Annotated in this window: 16 protein-coding genes, 1 tRNA gene, 1 other RNA gene and 1 other annotated feature; of the genes, 5 read left to right on the forward strand and 13 right to left on the reverse strand. The window is 37.8% G+C overall.

The window, feature by feature from the left end:
* Positions 1 to 285: 285 nt before the first annotated feature.
* From F7888_RS21625 to tadA, 7 genes are all read right to left on the reverse strand, one after another.
* On the reverse strand, positions 286 to 549 hold the full coding sequence (locus F7888_RS21625) for a pro-sigmaK processing inhibitor BofA family protein (RefSeq protein ID WP_191783364.1): 264 nt from the start codon (positions 547 to 549) through the stop codon (positions 286 to 288).
* 76 nt (positions 550 to 625) lie between these two features.
* Positions 626 to 847 carry a YaaL family protein gene (locus F7888_RS21630; protein ID WP_191783366.1) on the reverse strand — a complete coding sequence of 74 codons (222 nt, stop codon included), beginning with the start codon at positions 845 to 847 and terminating at the stop codon, positions 626 to 628.
* An 18-nt stretch (positions 848 to 865) separates the two neighbouring features.
* Positions 866 to 1,462: a recombination mediator RecR gene (recR, locus tag F7888_RS21635; RefSeq protein ID WP_191783368.1), complete on the reverse strand. Its 597-nt coding sequence runs from the start codon at positions 1,460 to 1,462 to the stop codon at positions 866 to 868.
* A gap of 49 nt (positions 1,463 to 1,511) precedes the next feature.
* On the reverse strand, positions 1,512 to 1,826 hold the full coding sequence (locus F7888_RS21640) for a YbaB/EbfC family nucleoid-associated protein (RefSeq protein WP_191783394.1): 315 nt from the start codon (positions 1,824 to 1,826) through the stop codon (positions 1,512 to 1,514).
* Between the two features lie 26 nt (positions 1,827 to 1,852).
* Positions 1,853 to 3,556 carry a DNA polymerase III subunit gamma/tau gene (dnaX, locus tag F7888_RS21645; RefSeq protein ID WP_191783369.1) on the reverse strand — a complete coding sequence of 568 codons (1,704 nt, stop codon included), beginning with the start codon at positions 3,554 to 3,556 and terminating at the stop codon, positions 1,853 to 1,855.
* Between the two features lie 140 nt (positions 3,557 to 3,696).
* An RNA gene (gene ffs / locus F7888_RS21650) (signal recognition particle sRNA large type) lies at positions 3,697 to 3,962 on the reverse strand.
* Between the two features lie 79 nt (positions 3,963 to 4,041).
* Positions 4,042 to 4,515 carry a tRNA adenosine(34) deaminase TadA gene (gene tadA / locus F7888_RS21655; RefSeq protein ID WP_191783372.1) on the reverse strand — a complete coding sequence of 158 codons (474 nt, stop codon included), beginning with the start codon at positions 4,513 to 4,515 and terminating at the stop codon, positions 4,042 to 4,044.
* Between the two features lie 131 nt (positions 4,516 to 4,646).
* Between tadA and F7888_RS21660 the strand changes: the two genes are divergently transcribed.
* The 4 genes from F7888_RS21660 to F7888_RS21675 all read left to right on the forward strand — a co-directional run bounded on the left by F7888_RS21660 (position 4,647) and on the right by F7888_RS21675 (position 8,010).
* A complete protein-coding gene (locus F7888_RS21660) occupies positions 4,647 to 5,201 on the forward strand; it encodes a cysteine hydrolase family protein (RefSeq protein WP_191783374.1) in 555 nt (184 codons plus the stop codon).
* 73 nt (positions 5,202 to 5,274) lie between these two features.
* On the forward strand, positions 5,275 to 6,561 hold the full coding sequence (locus F7888_RS21665; protein WP_191783376.1) for a LysM peptidoglycan-binding domain-containing protein: 1,287 nt from the start codon (positions 5,275 to 5,277) through the stop codon (positions 6,559 to 6,561).
* A 141-nt stretch (positions 6,562 to 6,702) separates the two neighbouring features.
* Complete coding sequence (locus F7888_RS21670; RefSeq protein WP_191783378.1) at positions 6,703 to 7,338, forward strand: deoxynucleoside kinase; 636 nt, start codon at positions 6,703 to 6,705, stop codon at positions 7,336 to 7,338.
* Between the two features lie 3 nt (positions 7,339 to 7,341).
* Positions 7,342 to 8,010, forward strand: coding sequence for a deoxynucleoside kinase (locus F7888_RS21675; RefSeq protein ID WP_191783380.1), 669 nt, complete (start codon positions 7,342 to 7,344; stop codon positions 8,008 to 8,010).
* A 121-nt stretch (positions 8,011 to 8,131) separates the two neighbouring features.
* Here the strand turns inward: F7888_RS21675 and F7888_RS21680 are convergent.
* The 6 genes from F7888_RS21680 to guaB all read right to left on the reverse strand — a co-directional run bounded on the left by F7888_RS21680 (position 8,132) and on the right by guaB (position 14,809).
* Positions 8,132 to 8,224: transfer RNA gene (locus F7888_RS21680), tRNA-Ser, on the reverse strand.
* 120 nt (positions 8,225 to 8,344) lie between these two features.
* Entirely contained in the window at positions 8,345 to 9,622 is a 1,278-nt protein-coding gene (gene serS, locus F7888_RS21685; protein WP_191783382.1) for a serine--tRNA ligase, read from the reverse strand.
* Between the two features lie 48 nt (positions 9,623 to 9,670).
* Positions 9,671 to 9,892 (reverse strand) — a binding site (T-box leader).
* A 62-nt stretch (positions 9,893 to 9,954) separates the two neighbouring features.
* On the reverse strand, positions 9,955 to 10,545 hold the full coding sequence (pdxT, locus tag F7888_RS21690) for a pyridoxal 5'-phosphate synthase glutaminase subunit PdxT (protein WP_191783384.1): 591 nt from the start codon (positions 10,543 to 10,545) through the stop codon (positions 9,955 to 9,957).
* Between the two features lie 202 nt (positions 10,546 to 10,747).
* Complete coding sequence (pdxS, locus tag F7888_RS21695) at positions 10,748 to 11,632, reverse strand: pyridoxal 5'-phosphate synthase lyase subunit PdxS (RefSeq protein WP_191783386.1); 885 nt, start codon at positions 11,630 to 11,632, stop codon at positions 10,748 to 10,750.
* 217 nt (positions 11,633 to 11,849) lie between these two features.
* Positions 11,850 to 13,214, reverse strand: a complete 1,365-nt coding sequence (locus tag F7888_RS21700) for a serine hydrolase (RefSeq protein WP_191783388.1) — start codon at positions 13,212 to 13,214, stop codon at positions 11,850 to 11,852.
* Positions 13,215 to 13,342: 128 nt separating this feature from the next.
* Positions 13,343 to 14,809, reverse strand: a complete 1,467-nt coding sequence (gene guaB, locus F7888_RS21705; protein ID WP_191783390.1) for an IMP dehydrogenase — start codon at positions 14,807 to 14,809, stop codon at positions 13,343 to 13,345.
* A gap of 125 nt (positions 14,810 to 14,934) precedes the next feature.
* On the opposite strand from guaB, the gene F7888_RS21710 reads away from it, so the two are divergent.
* Entirely contained in the window at positions 14,935 to 15,924 is a 990-nt protein-coding gene (locus F7888_RS21710) for a YaaC family protein (RefSeq protein WP_225228954.1), read from the forward strand.
* The last annotated feature ends 901 nt before the right edge of the window (positions 15,925 to 16,825 follow it).

Consider the following 16,825-nt stretch of genomic DNA (forward strand, 5'->3'; position numbering starts at 1 on the left):
TCATCCTGAGCCAGGATCAAACTCTCCAAAAAGAGTATTGATTGCTCAATAATTTGTTACTTGATAAAACGTTGACGCTTGTTTATTGTGTTCAGTTTTCAAAGAACTTTTTCGTCGTCTCGTCGAGGCGACTTAAATAATATATCATATCAACTTATATTAGGTCAATATATTTTTTTAAAAAGTTTTTTAAGATTTGTTTGGCCTCTGACGACCGAAATATAATTTATCACACTCCTAAATTATTGTCAAACAAAAAAACAAATGGGTGATCCCACTTGTTTTCTATAGAATAAACCTCTCTATAACGACTAGCGCTGCTAACCCAGGTAAACCAAGTAATCCAGAAATAGTAGACGTCACTAAGTTTATTGGAACATGCAATCCAAGAGTCGATCCGAAGGCATTTAAGAAGAATAATAATAGTGCTCCGATCATAATCTTTACTACACCTTGTCCAATTAAACGAATAGGCTTAATCGGTGCACCCACTAATAATAAGAGCAGTACTAATACACCTACAATCGAAATCACGATAATTGGTTCCATTTTTCACACTCCTTCAAATAACTTGTACTACTAATGTATGAAGGGGAGAAAAAAACAGAACTAAAAAAGGAAAGTCTTATGACTTCCCTAAAAACAATTTCCTTTGTTTCGCTTCTCTTAGTAGAAAGAAATATTTAGATTCCGCTAGCTTTAATTCATTTAGAATATCTTCTGCTGGATCTATACTTTTTTCAATTAAGATTTTTTGCTTCATCCAGTCTTCTTTTAGAATCTCGAGCTGTCGTAAGAGTTCTTCATCCATCTCTTTACGAAGTTTTCCTTTTTTTCGAAAGAACATACACGAATCCCCCTTCGATTACAATTCACGTCTTCCTTGAATCGCCTTTGAGAGAGTAACTTCATCTGCATATTCTAAATCTCCCCCTACAGGTAGTCCATGGGCAATTCTTGTAACCCTTATCCCTGTAGGTTTTAATAGGCGCGAGATATACATAGCAGTTGCTTCACCTTCTATGTTTGGATTCGTTGCTAAAATAAGCTCTTGTACCGTGTCATCCTGAAGTCTTTTTAACAATTCAGGTATTTTTATATCCTCCGGACCAATTCCATCCATTGGGGAAATTGCACCGTGTAGTACATGGTATAAACCATTGTATTCCTTCATTTTTTCCATTGCGATGACATCTTTTGGATCTTGAAGGACACATATGATTGTTTTGTCACGACGCTCGTCCTCACAAATATAACACGGATCCTGATCCGTAATATGACCACAAGTAGAGCAATAAGTAAGGTTTCTCTTTGCATTTACTAATGCTTTAGCAAAATCTAATACAACATCTTCTTTCATACTTAGAACAAAAAAAGCCAAGCGAACGGCTGTTTTAGGGCCAATCCCTGGCAACTTCATAAAGCTATCAATGAGCTTCGATATTGGTTCAGGATAATGCATATAGTATCAATTTCCTCCTAAAAACCATAGTATGGTTGAAACTTAGGATTTAGAAGGGTAAATTCATTCCCTTAGTAAATTGCCCCATTGTTTCATTTGTTAAGTCTTCCATTTTCTTCAAAGCATCATTTGTAGCTGCTAGCACAAGATCTTGTAACATTTCAATATCTTCTGGATCTACAACTTCCTCTTTGATTTTTACATCAATGATTTCCTTTTGACCGTTAGCAATAACAGTGACCATGCCACCACCAGCAGTTCCTTCAACTGTTTTTAAAGCAAGCTCTTCTTGAGCCTTTGCCATATCCTTTTGCATTTTTTGCATTTGTTTCATCATTTTTTGCATATTTCCGCCGCCACGCATCATATTCATGACCTCCATTTAATTTATTATTCTTTTATTTCAATGAGCTCTGTACCTACAATTTTCATCGCTTCTGCAATCAGTGGATCTTCTTCCTCTTCCTTTGCATTGTCCTGATTTGTATGTCTTTGCTCACGTAAAAACTCTTCTCTGATATTTCCCCATTCATCCTCAGGGACACCTATCATCTCAAACCGTTTACCTGTAATATCATATAAAATATTCTCAAGATTGTCACGGACGTTGTTATTGTTTTCAGCAACCATCTTACAGTGGATTTCATATTTGAATTTAAGAACAAATGAATGTTCTCCTGCTGCAACTGGTTCGCTATCCGTTAATAGAGCTGCGTGTGAAACTTTATTTTGCTTTCTTAACTGATCGAGCATTTCTCCCCAGCGTGATTTAATCACCTCTAGGTTTGGTCTTGTTGCTTGCTTTAAAATTTCATTAATCCTTCCGACAGGTGTTTTGTATCCACTTCGTAAAACCTTTTGAGGTCTTTTTTCCGTTGTCGATCCAGTTCCCGCTTCTTGATTAACTGTAATCCCCTTACTCTTCAAATCCTTTAGTTCAGTTTCTAGGTGATTGATTCGTGAGAGTAAAGTATTAACCTCTGCTGATGATTCTTGACTTGTATTCGTTCTACCTAGCTGACATAATTTCACAAGTGCCATCTCTAAGAAAATTCGTGGATGATTGGTCCACTTCATTTCTTGTTGTGAATGATTAAGGATTTCGATGATTTCATAAATACCTTCACGACTTGTACTACTTGCTAGAGATTCAAATTCATCATCAATCGCTTGCCGCTGCATAACTTCCTCAAGCTGTGGAGCTGTTTGGAATAATAACATGTCTCGATAGTAAAAGATTAAATCCTCTAAGAATCGAACAGGGTCCTTTCCATTCTCCATCATTTGATCTAGTGACTTTAATGCTGTATGGACATCCTGTTGGTTAATAGCTGTTACAATGGTTGTTAAAAACCGGTGTGAGACTGAGCCGGTAATGGTTAGAACATCCTCTAGACTAACTTCACCTTCACTAAAGGAAATAACTTGATCTAACAAGCTTAGCGCATCACGCATTCCACCATCTGCTGCTCTTGCCACAACTTGAAGCGCTTCATCAGATACGCTTACCTGTTGTTCTTCAATAATGGTCTTCATCCGTCCAACAATTGATTGTGCAGTGATTCTTCTGAAGTCAAAGCGTTGACATCTTGAAATAATCGTTAAAGGAATCTTATGAGGCTCCGTTGTTGCTAATAAGAAGATGACATGTCTTGGAGGCTCTTCCAATGTTTTTAATAATGCATTAAAGGCACCGATCGATAGCATGTGTACTTCATCCACAATATAAACCTTATATCTGACTGAACTTGGAGCATACTTAACCTTATCTCTGATATCACGAATTTCATCAACACCATTATTTGATGCAGCATCAATTTCTAATACATCTGAAATCGAACCATCCGTAATACCTAGACAGGACGGACACTCGTTACATGGCTCAGCAACTGGTGCTCGCTCACAATTCACTGCTTTTGCTAATATTTTCGCTGCACTTGTTTTCCCTGTACCTCTTGGCCCAGAAAATAAGTAAGCATGCGAGAACTTCTCCTGAAGTAGGGCATTCTGCAGTGTTTTGGTTATATGCTCCTGTCCAACAACATCCTGAAATGATTGTGGCCGGAAAACACGATATAATGCTTGATATGCCATGTAATTGCCCTCCCTACTTGTACCTATCTTATATATTATACAGTATGTATATCCATCTTTTCAAAAACGATTATTTCACTTTTGGATGATATGAAAAAAACCCACTCATCAGAATGGGTTTGTAATCATTAAGTAAGATGCCGTGCACCTTCTTTCGAATAGCTACCATAAGCGTTACCCAAGCAGTTAGCTCGGTCCAGGCAACCCTACGGCACATGGGAGAGTCCACTTACTGCTGCTTCCTTCCGGACCTGACAGGGTTCATGGGTTCCCATTGCGTAGGACCCAGACGTCAACACCACTTACTTGGGGCTGACCCTACAGTAGACTACCCTCTAAGAAGGGATTCGGCCTCGCTAGAGCGGATTGCGAGTACAGGGCACCGCTACCTCCCCGCTTAGCACGGCAAATACAAGTATAACTTGTTTTCATTTGAATTGCAATGTCTAAGAGTTGTCTATTATTTGGAAAATGCATAACTCGTTTCATTTCTTATGTTTCTTTTTTTGTTGTCGTAGCTGACGGAAAAACTGACTTAGCATTTCACCACACTCGTTTTCTAGCACTCCTGCTATAACTTCTGATTGATGGTTAAATCGGTCTTCCTGCAGAAGATTCATCAGCGTACCAGCACATCCACCTTTAGGATCTGTTGCCCCAAAAACGACTCGTTTTATTCTAGATAACATAATTGCCCCAGCACACATAGGACAAGGCTCCAGTGTTACATAAAGTGTTGCATTCTCTAGTCTCCATGACCCTGTATTTTTACACGCCTGATCGATCGCTAATATTTCAGCATGGGCCACCGACCTTTGCTCTGTTTCACGCAAATTATGAGCAGAAGCAATGATTTGATCTTCTATGACAATCACCGCTCCAATCGGAACTTCTCCTATTTCTTCTGCTAACTTCGCTTGATCGATTGCTTTTCGCATGAAAAATTCATCCATACTCATGATTTCAATCTCCTTACTTCCATTCCATCTTTTAACACTATATCACAGCCAGTATAAATTCAAAATCGGATAATCGAAGCAGAACATCCATACACTATTAACAGATTTTCAGCAAAAAAGAGGAGATATCAATGACCGCTTCATTTAAAAATAAAACAGCTTTATTAATCATCGATATGATTAATGATTTTCAATTCAAACACGGTCCAATCCTTGTGAAAAAGACGCAAGACATTGTCTTACCAATTTTACATTTAAAAGATGAAATGAACCAAAGAGGGCTTCCTGTCATTTACATTAATGATCATTATCAGGTAAGGCAGGCTGATTATCAAAAAATTTCAGACCACTGTTTGAATCAACTAAGTGAACCTATCATTAGTCAGCTATCGCCAACTAACGATGATTACTTTCTTATAAAACCAAAGCATTCCGCGTTTTATGGTACCTCTCTAGATGACCTCTTACATCAATTAAAGGTTGAATCGTTAATCATCACAGGAATCGCCGGAAATATATGTGTGTTATTCACAGCGAATGATGCTTATATGAGAGAATACGATTTGCTTATTCCACAAGACTGTATCGCATCTGTTAATCCAGATGATCAACAATTTGCTTTAAAGTTAATGAAAAACGTATTAAAGGCTGACATAAATCCTTCAAAGGATATTTTCAAAAAATAACATCTATTTCTCTCCTCACTCATAAGAATAGAAAGGTGAAACTTTTGTGATATGAAAGTGAGGATGAGACAGCATGCAAATTCATGTCATTCGGCCGGGTCAAAGCTTAACTGGTATTGCAAGAGCCTACAATACGACGGTTAATGATCTAGTGGAAGCAAACGATCTTCCAAATCCTAATCGATTGGTTGTAGGGCAAGCACTTGTTATTCCAATCATTGGTCGTTTTCATTGGGTTCAACCCGGAGAGAGTCTTTGGACAATTGCACGAAGATATGGAATTAATCCGGATCAACTAGCTCAAGTAAATCAAATTCAAGCGAACCAACCCCTAAATATTGGATTAAGATTGTATATCCCCGAGCGTCCAAAGCCTGATAAGGAAATAAACGCCTATGTAGAGCCACTTGGGACAACTGTTACTCCTGCCATTGAACGCAGCGCACGTGAAGCTGCACCATATTTAACATATCTTGCTCCATTTAGTTTTCAAATTCAACGTGACGGCACTTTAAAGGAACCACTTCTTAATAACTTCCCGGAAATTGCCCAATCACAAGACGTCACTTTAATGATGGTTGTGACAAACTTGGAAGAGGGACAGTTCAGCGATGAGTTAGGGAGAATTATCCTTACTGTTCAAGCAGTTCAAGAAAAATTATTAGATACCATTGTTGCAACAGCAAGAAAATACGGTTTTAGAGATATTCATTTCGATATGGAATATTTGCGCCCTGAAGATAGAGAGGCCTACAATACTTTTTTACGAAAAGCTAAACAGAGATTTGCCAATGAAGGTTGGTTGATGTCAACGGCTTTAGCACCAAAAACGAGAGCTGATCAACCAGGACGTTGGTATGAGGCACATGATTACCGAGCACATGGTGAAATTGCTGATTTTGTCGTCATCATGACATATGAATGGGGATATAGTGGCGGACCACCAATGGCTGTTTCTCCAATTCAACCTGTACGTGAAGTGCTTGAATATGCGATTACAGAGATGCCCTCTTCAAAGATAATGATGGGTCAAAATTTATATGGGTATGATTGGACTTTGCCTTATGTGGCCGGTGGAGAATATGCTCGAGCAGTGAGTCCTCAAAGAGCGATTGAAATTGCCGCTGAGAATAATGTTCCAATCCAATATGACACGACAGCTCAAGCTCCTCATTTTGATTACCAGGACGCTGATGGAAAGAGCCATAAAGTATGGTTTGAGGACGCTAGAAGCATCCAAGTTAAATTTGACCTGATCAAAGAGCTTGATTTACGAGGGATTAGCTATTGGAAACTAGGTCTCCCATTCCCACAGAATTGGCTTCTCATTACAGAAAACTTCAATGTGGTAAAGCATTAGAACTCAGCGATGGGTTCTTTTTTTTACCTAAATCTTCATCCTACATTTCGACTTTATTTTCTCCATTATTCGACCTTCTGTGATAAAATGATATTTATCTGTCTTATTTTAGAGTGGTGTCGGAAAAGGGGAGAATACACTATGAGCATTACACCTTTTATAACAGTTGAAGGTCCAATTGGCGTTGGAAAGACTTCACTTGCACGTGCAATCTCAGAGCATTTTCAATATGCACTATTAAAAGAAATCGTGGATGAAAATCCGTTTCTCGGTAAATTTTATCAAAATATAGAAGAATACAGCTTTCAAACCGAAATGTTCTTCCTCTGCAATCGATACAAACAGCTTGAGGATATTAATGAAAAGTTCCTACAAAAAAAACTACCAGTTGTAGCTGACTACCATATATTAAAGAACCTTATTTTCGCTGAAAGAACGTTGAAACCTTCTCAATATCAGAAATACTTACAAATCTATCAGATCCTAACCGCTGATATGCCAGTTCCAAATATCATTATCTATCTCCACGCTAGTCTCGATACCTTATTACAACGAATCGAACTACGTGGTAGAGAAATTGAAAAGTCAATTGATCCTGGGTATTTAATGCAGCTATCAGCAGATTATGAAATTGCTATGGAAAGATTTGAGCGAGACTTCCCTTCAATTCCTGTCATCAGGTTTAATGGGGACGAGCTGGATTTTGTTCAAAACCAAAACGATCTTCAAATGATCCTATCAAAAATTGACGAAAACATGCACATAAAAGGAGTTTAAGAGATGAATTTGCGCCAGAAATATGATATTCCAAGTAATGCTGTCATTACGATTGCTGGAACAGTAGGTGTTGGGAAATCGACAATGACCAAAGCACTCGCTAATGGATTAGGCTTTAGAACCTCATTTGAGAAAGTTGATACTAATCCATATTTAGATCTTTTCTATAAAGATTTTGAACGTTGGAGCTTTCATTTACAAATTTACTTCCTTGCAGAAAGATTTAAGGAACAAAAGAAAATCTTTGAATATGGTGGAGGATTTATACAGGATCGTTCCATCTATGAGGACACTGGAATATTTGCTAAAATGCATTATGAAAAAGGAACCATGACAGCAGTTGATTACGAAACTTACACAAATCTATTTGATGCAATGGTCATGACTCCTTACTTCCCTCACCCAAACCTATTGATATATCTTGAAGGAAGTCTTGATGATATCTTAGATCGTATTCAAGAGCGTGGTCGCCCTATGGAACAGCAAACACCTGTTGAGTATTGGGAAGAAATGCATGGACGATATGAAAAGTGGATTAACAGCTTTAATGCCTGTCCAGTTCTTCGTTTAAATATAAATGAATATGATATTGTCCAAAATGAGCAATCAGTTGAACCGATCATCGAGAAAATCTCTCATTTCATTCATCAAACACAATTATTAAAAAAGTAAGGAGACTATCACTTGATAGCTCCTTTTTTTTATGTATTTCCGTTATAAATAGCAAAAAACCACTACATTTCTGTAGTGGCCCTATATCTCCAATATTTTATGCGCTGTATTAGAAATTTTATGGCGGAGGAAGAGGGATTCGAACCCCCGCGGGCTTTAACACCCCTGTCGGTTTTCAAGACCGATCCCTTCAGCCGGACTTGGGTATTCCTCCGTTTCGACAAAAACTAATATATCATATATCAATATAACAAGTCAACACTTGTCTTAAACTTTTTTTAAAAAAAGAAAGAAGTAGTAGTGATTACTTATTTCTACTACTTCTCCATGACCTTTACTTCCCGATTACTTCTTTATTCCCCATATAAGGACGAAGCACTTCTGGGATAATGACTGTTCCATCTTCTTGCTGATAATTTTCTAGGATAGCAGCTACTGTACGGCCTAATGCTAATCCAGAACCATTTAATGTATGAACATGCTCTGGTTTTGATTTAGGATCACGACGGAAACGAATATTTGCTCTTCTCGCTTGGAATGCTTCAAAATTACTGCAAGAAGAGATTTCACGATATGTGCCATAGCTTGGAATCCATACTTCAATGTCGTACTTCTTAGCAGCTGTAAATCCTAAATCAGCACTACACATGCTTAGCACACGATATGGCAGATTTAGCAATTGAAGAACCTTTTCAGCATTAGCTGTTAGTTTCTCTAGCTCGTCATAAGAATCCTCTGGCTTAACAAATTTCACTAGCTCAACTTTGTTAAATTGATGCTGACGGATAAGTCCTCGAGTATCACGACCAGCAGATCCCGCTTCAGAACGGAAACATGCGCTAAATGCAGCATACTTAATCGGCAATTCTTCACCACCAATAATCTCATCGCGATGTAGATTCGTCACTGGAACTTCTGCTGTTGGAATTAAGAAATAGTCTTCACTTTCAATTCTAAAGGCATCCTCTTCAAACTTCGGTAATTGTCCTGTACCAGTCATACTTGCACGATTTACCATATACGGTGGAAGCACTTCGATATACCCATGCTCATCAACATGCAGGTCCATCATGAAATTTAGTAATGCTCGCTCTAATCTAGCTCCAAGCCCTCTGTAGAAAACAAAACGGCTTCCTGTTACTTTACTAGCACGTTCAAAATCAAGAATTTTCAACTCATCTGCAATATCCCAATGCGCTTTTGGCTCAAATGAGAAATCCTTAATCTCTCCCCATGTTCTCACTTCAACATTATCATCCTCAGACTCACCTACAGGAACACTTTCATGAGGGATATTTGGTATAGAAAGCATAAGTGTTTCAAGTGTTTCTTCAACTTCCTTTAGCTCAGTATCAAGGACTTTTACTTGATCTCCCACTTCTCTCATTTCTGTAATCAGGTGATCTGCATCTTTCTTCTCACGTTTTAATACAGCGATTTCTGCAGATACTTCATTACGTCTTCCTTTTAATACCTCAGTTTGAGCAATTAGCTCACGTCTACGTACATCTAGTTCTTCAAATCGACCTAAGTCACTTAAATCCTCACCACGGTGTTGTAATCGAGCTTTAACCTCTTCAAAATTAGAACGCAAGAATTTTACATCTAACACTATTAAAACCTCCTCTATTTTTTTACAAATAAAAAAACCCCCATCCCTAAAAGGGACGAGAGTTACCCGCGTTGCCACCCTAGTTGAAGATATAAAGATATCCTCCACTCAAAGAATAACGGTCTTTTAACCGAAAAAACTTACTTAGCCTATTAGACTGTTCCGTTTTTTACTCAAGGATGGATTCACATATCTCTCACATCGATTCTCACCAGCCATCGACTCTCTTAAGAAAGATAATATGTTACTATTTCCTGTCAGCGCGTTCTTATTTATAATTTCGATTTTAGTAATTCATAATTTACTACAAGTTTCCCCAAGTTGCAAGAGAGTTATGCAATAATTTTCGTTTTTGCTTCCTCAACCATCTTCACAAAGTAAGCTGTGATACGATGGTCATCTGTTAACTCTGGATGAAATGAACATCCTAGAAATTGTCCTTCTCTTGCGGCAACAATTCGATCATTGTGCTTTGCTAGAATTTCAACATTTGCACCTGCTTCAACAATATGAGGAGCGCGAATAAATACTCCCACAAAATCATCAGCTACATTCGGAATCATTAGTTCAGCTTCAAAGCTATCAACCTGACGTCCAAATGAATTACGTTCAACCGTAATGTCCATCAATCCTAAATGAGGTTGATCATAGCCAACAATCTTTTTTGCAAGAAGAATCAAACCAGCACATGTCCCAAACATAGGCTTTCCAGATTGAGCAAATTGACGTAATGGCTCCATGAAGCCGTACTTATCAATTAGCCTTCTCATTGTCGTGCTTTCACCACCAGGAATAATTAAACCATCTAGTTCATCTAGTTGTTCAACCTTTTTCACAATAATGGCTTCTGCCTGACAAGCCTCAATGGATTTCACATGCTCTCTTACTGCCCCTTGAAGGCCTAGAACTCCTATTTTAATCATTGTGCTATGCTCCTTTTATTTAATTCAGTTACAGTTGCTCCAGCATCCTATGGATGTAATCGGGCTTTTTCCGCTTTATATTCAATCTAGCTACAGAAGCTACATCCTACGGCTGCTTCACAACTTCTGTCGAGTGACAAGCACTCTCCGTCAGTTGCTCCACCATCCTATGGATGTGAACGAGCCTCTTCCGCCTTTTAATTTACCAGCCACGTTCTTGCATGCGTTGTTCTGGTAATAGTGATGAGATTTCGATTCCTTGCATAGCAGAACCTAATCCTTTTGATAGTTCAGCAATTAATTTATAGTCTTGGTAATGAGTAGTCGCTTCAACAATTGCACGTGCAAATTTTGCTGGATTTTCTGATTTGAAAATACCTGATCCAACGAATACACCATCTGCACCAAGCTGCATCATAAGAGCAGCATCAGCAGGAGTTGCTACACCACCAGCAGCAAAGTTAACAACTGGTAGACGACCTTCATTTTTGATTTGAAGTAATAATTCGAATGGAGCACCTAGATTTTTTGCTTCAGTCATTAATTCATCAACACTCATGCTAGCTACCTTACGGATTTGAGCATTTACTTTTCTCATGTGACGAACAGCTTCAACGATGTTTCCTGTTCCAGGCTCACCTTTTGTACGAAGCATTGCAGCTCCTTCAGCAATACGACGAGTTGCTTCACCAAGATCACGGCATCCACATACGAATGGAACTGTATACTCACTCTTCAATAAGTGGTACTCCTCATCAGCAGGAGTTAATACTTCACTTTCATCGATATAATCGACTCCTAGTGCTTCTAATACACGTGCCTCAACGATATGTCCAATACGAGCTTTTGCCATTACAGGAATTGAGACAGCATTCATTACTTCCTCAACAATTGTAGGATCAGCCATACGAGATACTCCACCAGCTGCACGAATATCTGCTGGTACACGCTCTAACGCCATTACAGCAACCGCACCTGCTTCTTCTGCAATCTTTGCTTGTTCTGCATTAACAACGTCCATAATAACGCCGCCCTTTTGCATTTCAGCCATTCCACGTTTTACTCGATCAGTACCTGTGTTTACCATGTCTTTATTCCTCCTATATGTACTTGTAGTTATTTTGTATATTTTACTTAAAAATACAAAATCCTACAATAATTTGATATTTCTAAGAATAAAAAAACGCCTGTCCATTATTTTACCTTAGTTTGTGAAAAAATCCTATTAAAAATTATTATTTTCAGGCTCCTTAGCTGTTTTGTATAAAAAAACTCCCTGCTTATTGTAAGCAGGAAGTACTATTTTAAAACAAACCTTTTAACCCGTCTGCGGCACCTGACCAAATGTTACCAAAAAAACCACCGATGCCTCTCATCATTAAAACAAACCAATTTGCCTTTTCAACATCTTCACTTATAACCACATCTGAGCTCATTGCGTTTTGTCCATCTGTAATAACATATCCAAGATTTAATCCACCTGTGCTAGTTACCTCAAATGTACCAACTTTTGAACCTTTTTCTAATGGAGCAGTTAACTCTCCGTCCTTTGTGATAGCTTTCTCATCAATTTTAAAGCTTGCTTGATACACTTCTTCAGCTTTCTCGCCACGCTTCACTAACACTGAAATAGGGCTTGATGTGTGAATCTCGACTTGCTTTTCTTTCCCTTTTACAACTGGTAAAGTTTCACTATCTGGAATTTGATAATTCTCTGGATAGATTTCTTCAAACGTGTAGTTTCCTAATGCATAATCCAACATTTTTCTTGTTTCATCAAATCTAGCTTTATAGCTATCTGTTTTTAATACAACAGTAATAAAGCGTACACCATCTTTTTCAGCTGTTCCTGTAAAGCCATAGCCAGCATAATCAGTTGATCCCGTCTTAATTCCATCTACATTTGGATGTTGATAGACTAAAGTTGGAAGCATCCAGTTCCAGTTAGACATGTCAATTTCATCATCTGTACCTTCTCTGAACTTCTTCTTTGGAATACTTGCTGTTTCTAGTATTTCAGGAAAATCCTTTAAGAGATGATAAGCTAATTGTGCAGTAGCTCTAGCTGTCATTTCATTTTCATCCTCAGCACCTGTGCCTTCAGGATGTAATCCTACTAAATCACGATTATTAAGACCAGTTGAATTAACAAACTTATAATCCTCTAAGCCTAATTCAACTGCTTTATCATTCATCATTTTAACGAAATTAGATTCTGAACCAGCAATAACCTCTGCTAATGCAATGGTTGCACCATTTGCAGAATAAATTGCCATTGCCTCATATAATTCCTGTACAGAGTATGTTCCATCTGCTCTAAGTGGAACATTTGATAGACTACGATTTTGAGAGATTCTATAAACATAATCACTTACATTATATTGTTGATCCCAAGTAACACTCTTATCATGTATCGCTTCTAATAAAAGATACTCAGTCATCATTTTTGTCATACTAGCAATTCCAAGTAACTTGTCTGCATTCTTTTCATACAATATTTTTCCTGTTGTTGCCTCTATTAAAATAGCACCTTCTGCTTCTATATTTAGTGAATCTGTTTCTGCATATACAGAAGTAGATACATTCAAAAACAATGAAAAGAATAAAGTTGTTATTAAGCTTAAAGTTAATCCTTTTTGTATTAATTTTTTCACTACTGAGACCTCCATCTTAGATTAAAACACAAAGGTTATTTTATCACAGTTGTTTCAAAAAAAATAGACAGAGTCGAACTCTGCCTACTTCCAATTCCTACAGTTTATGGTTTGTACTTTATCTTCCGTACCGTAATTACTACTTAAGATAATGAATAATTAGGTGCTTCTTTTGTAATTTGTACATCATGTGGATGGCTTTCACGTAAACCAGCACCAGTCATTCGAATAAATTGAGAATGTTCTCGTAAGTCATTGATTGTTGCCGTTCCACAATAACCCATACCTGAACGAATTCCTCCAACTAATTGATACAGTGTATCAGATAAAGGTCCTTTATATGGCAAACGTCCTTCAATTCCTTCTGGAACAAATTTCTTATTATCCTCTTGGAAATAACGGTCTTTACTTCCTTTTTCCATTGCTCCAACTGAACCCATACCTCGATATACCTTGAATCGTCTACCTTGGAAGATTTCAGTTTCTCCTGGACTTTCAGAAACACCAGCAAGTAAGCTTCCAAGCATAACAGCATGTCCTCCTGCTGCTAATGCCTTCACAATGTCACCAGAGTACTTAATTCCACCATCAGCTATAATAGAAACACCATGCTTTTTTGCTTCTGTTGCACAATCATAAACAGCTGTAATTTGTGGTACTCCCACACCAGCAACAACACGTGTTGTACAAATAGACCCAGGACCAATTCCTACCTTAACAACATTAGCTCCAGCTTCAATCAGGTCACGAGTACCTTCAGCTGTGGCAACATTACCAGCAATAATATTTAGATCAGGATATTGATCACGAATCATTCTAACTGTGCTTAATACACCAGCTGAATGTCCATGTGCCGTATCTAGAACGATAACATCTACTTGAGATTTCACTAGCTTTTCAACACGAAGCATTGTATCTGAAGTAACACCGACAGCAGCACCTACTAATAAACGACCGACACTGTCCTTGGCAGAGTTAGGAAATTCAATTACCTTTTCAATATCTTTAATTGTGATTAAGCCTTTTAATACGCCTTCTTCATTTACAAGAGGTAATTTTTCAATTTTATGTTTTTGAAGAATCTTTTCAGCTTGCTCAAGAGTGGTACCAACTGGGGCAGTAACTAAATTTTCCTTTGTCATAACATCTGAAATCTGAATGGAAAAGTCTTGGATAAAGCGAAGATCTCGATTCGTTAGAATTCCAACTAATTTCTGTTCATCAAGATTATTAACAATTGGAACACCAGAGATACGGTATTTACTCATAAGATGCTCTGCATCAAATACCTGATGTTCAGGAGTAAGAGAGAATGGATCGGTGATAACGCCACTTTCTGAACGTTTAACTTTGTCAACCTGTTCAGCTTGTTGCTCAATCGACATATTTTTGTGAATAATACCTATTCCTCCTTGACGTGCCATTGATATTGCCATTTCTGCTTCTGTTACTGTATCCATTCCAGCACTAATGATCGGAATATTTAACTTCAACGTTTTTGTTAATTCAATACCTAATTGTACATCCTTTGGTAATACCTCTGACTTTGCTGGTACTAATAATACATCATCAAACGTAAGACCTTCTTTAGCAAATTTAGTTTCCCACACGAAAAATTCCCCCTTTTTCTTGTCAAAATATTATTAGTAGATTAACAACTGGTTAAACTACTGTCAAGGACAGAGCAATATGTTAGATTATTCAAACAATGGCTAATAGAACTGGAGGGTTGAGTTTGTTAGACCAAGAAACGATTTGGAAATCATTTAATGCACTACAATCAGCGAACACAACACAACAATTTTTACATAAATGTTATAAAGAGCTAAATGTCACTGACCCAGAAAAAAGAGCATTTGAAAATTGTTATCCATTTATCTATTATCTTGAACATGGCCAAAATTATTACCAACTCGCTAAACAAGCAACCACCTCAATTAAACCTGTTTTACTGTTTTATGGAATGGTGCAATTACTTAAAGCCTGTTTACTTACAGTTGATCCCCAGTACCCTGAGTCAACTTCTGTATTAGCTCATGGGGTTTCAACAAGGAAACGAAAAAAGCAAAGCTATGAGTTTTTTCAGGATGAAGTGAAAGTACAAAAGAATGGTTTGTTCACTCATTTTTCTGAACGAATGTTTAATGTGAACCATCTTGAAGGTGAGAAGTTTACGATGGGAGTCCTATTGAAAAAACTACCAGAGATGAACAATCTTTTTTCACTTCATTACTCAGAGATAGTAAGTGTAACTATTGGTGGCGGAAAAGATCAAATGCTTCATTTTCCGGTAAAATTAGCAGACCATTTCCATATGACAGATAGACGATTTAAAGACTATATTCTCACATCTATCCCTTCACCATTACTAGTGGACAAAGGAAATGAAGAAAAGCATGAAGCGTTCTCTTTCTCCATTTCAAATACTAAACGTCTTACTCCACTAACCTGTTCACCGATTCTTTATCATTTTTATGATCAATCATACTATTTTCCAAAGGATCGGGATCAAGTCTTTCATTTCCCGGAAATAATGGTGCACTATTTATTGCTTTATAATCTAAGTATGATTTCTAGATATGAAACAGAATGGTGGAGTGAGTTACTACATTCATATTCAAGTAATGATTATCCTTTTATTCAACAGTTTCTTTCTTTAACAACCGATAAAGTGCCTTATTTGGTTTATTTATTCTTAGAGGAGAAGATTGGATTTAGTTTTTGATTGTGGAGGGTTTAGGGGCTTGGGAGGGATGATTTTGTTTTTCTTGTTGGATGAGCTAATAGGACAGGTCGATTGGGATTTGCTCTTGTTTTGTCCTATTGGATGCTCTAATAGGACAGTTCAATTGGATTTGCTCCTGTTTGTCTTATTGGATGCACCAACAGGTCACTTCAATTGGAATTTTCTCTTGTTATGTCTTATTAGATGCCTCAACAGGACACTTCGCCAGGCTTTTGCACTTGTTTTGTCTTATTAGATGTCTCAACAGGACACTTTGCTTGTTCTTTTTTCTTGTTTTGTCCTATTGGATGGACTAATAGGACAGGTCGCTCGGGGTTTGCTATTCTTTTGTCTTATTGGATACCTCAACAGGACACTTCGCTTGTTCTTTGTTCTTGTTTTGTCCCATTGGATGGACCAATAGGACAGGTCGCTCGGGGTATGCTCTTGTTTTGTCTTATTGGATGCCTCAACAGGACACTTCGGCTGTTCTTTATTCTTGTTTTGTCCCATTGGATGCACTAACAGGACACTTTGCTCAGGAATTGCACTTGCTTTGTCCTATTGGATGCTCTAATTGGACAGTTCAATTGGTCTTTGCTCCTGTTTTGTCTTATTGGATGCACCAACAGGACACTTCGCCAGGCTTTTGCACTTGTTTTGTCTAATTAGATGTCTCAACAGGACACTTCGCTTGTTCTTTGTTCTTGTTTTGTCCCATTGGATGCACTAACAGGACACTTTGCTCGGGAATTGCACTTGTTTTGTCCTTTTAATATCCTTTAAAGACAATAAGTTAAAACACAAAAAAGACCAGTCCCAAAAGGAACTGATCTTTTATCTTGCCTAGCGACGTCCTACTCTCACAGGGGGAGTCCCCCAACTACCATCGGCGCTGAAG

The organism is Litchfieldia stipae (genome assembly GCF_014837155.1).
GTDB lineage: Bacteria > Bacillota > Bacilli > Bacillales > Bacillaceae_L > Litchfieldia.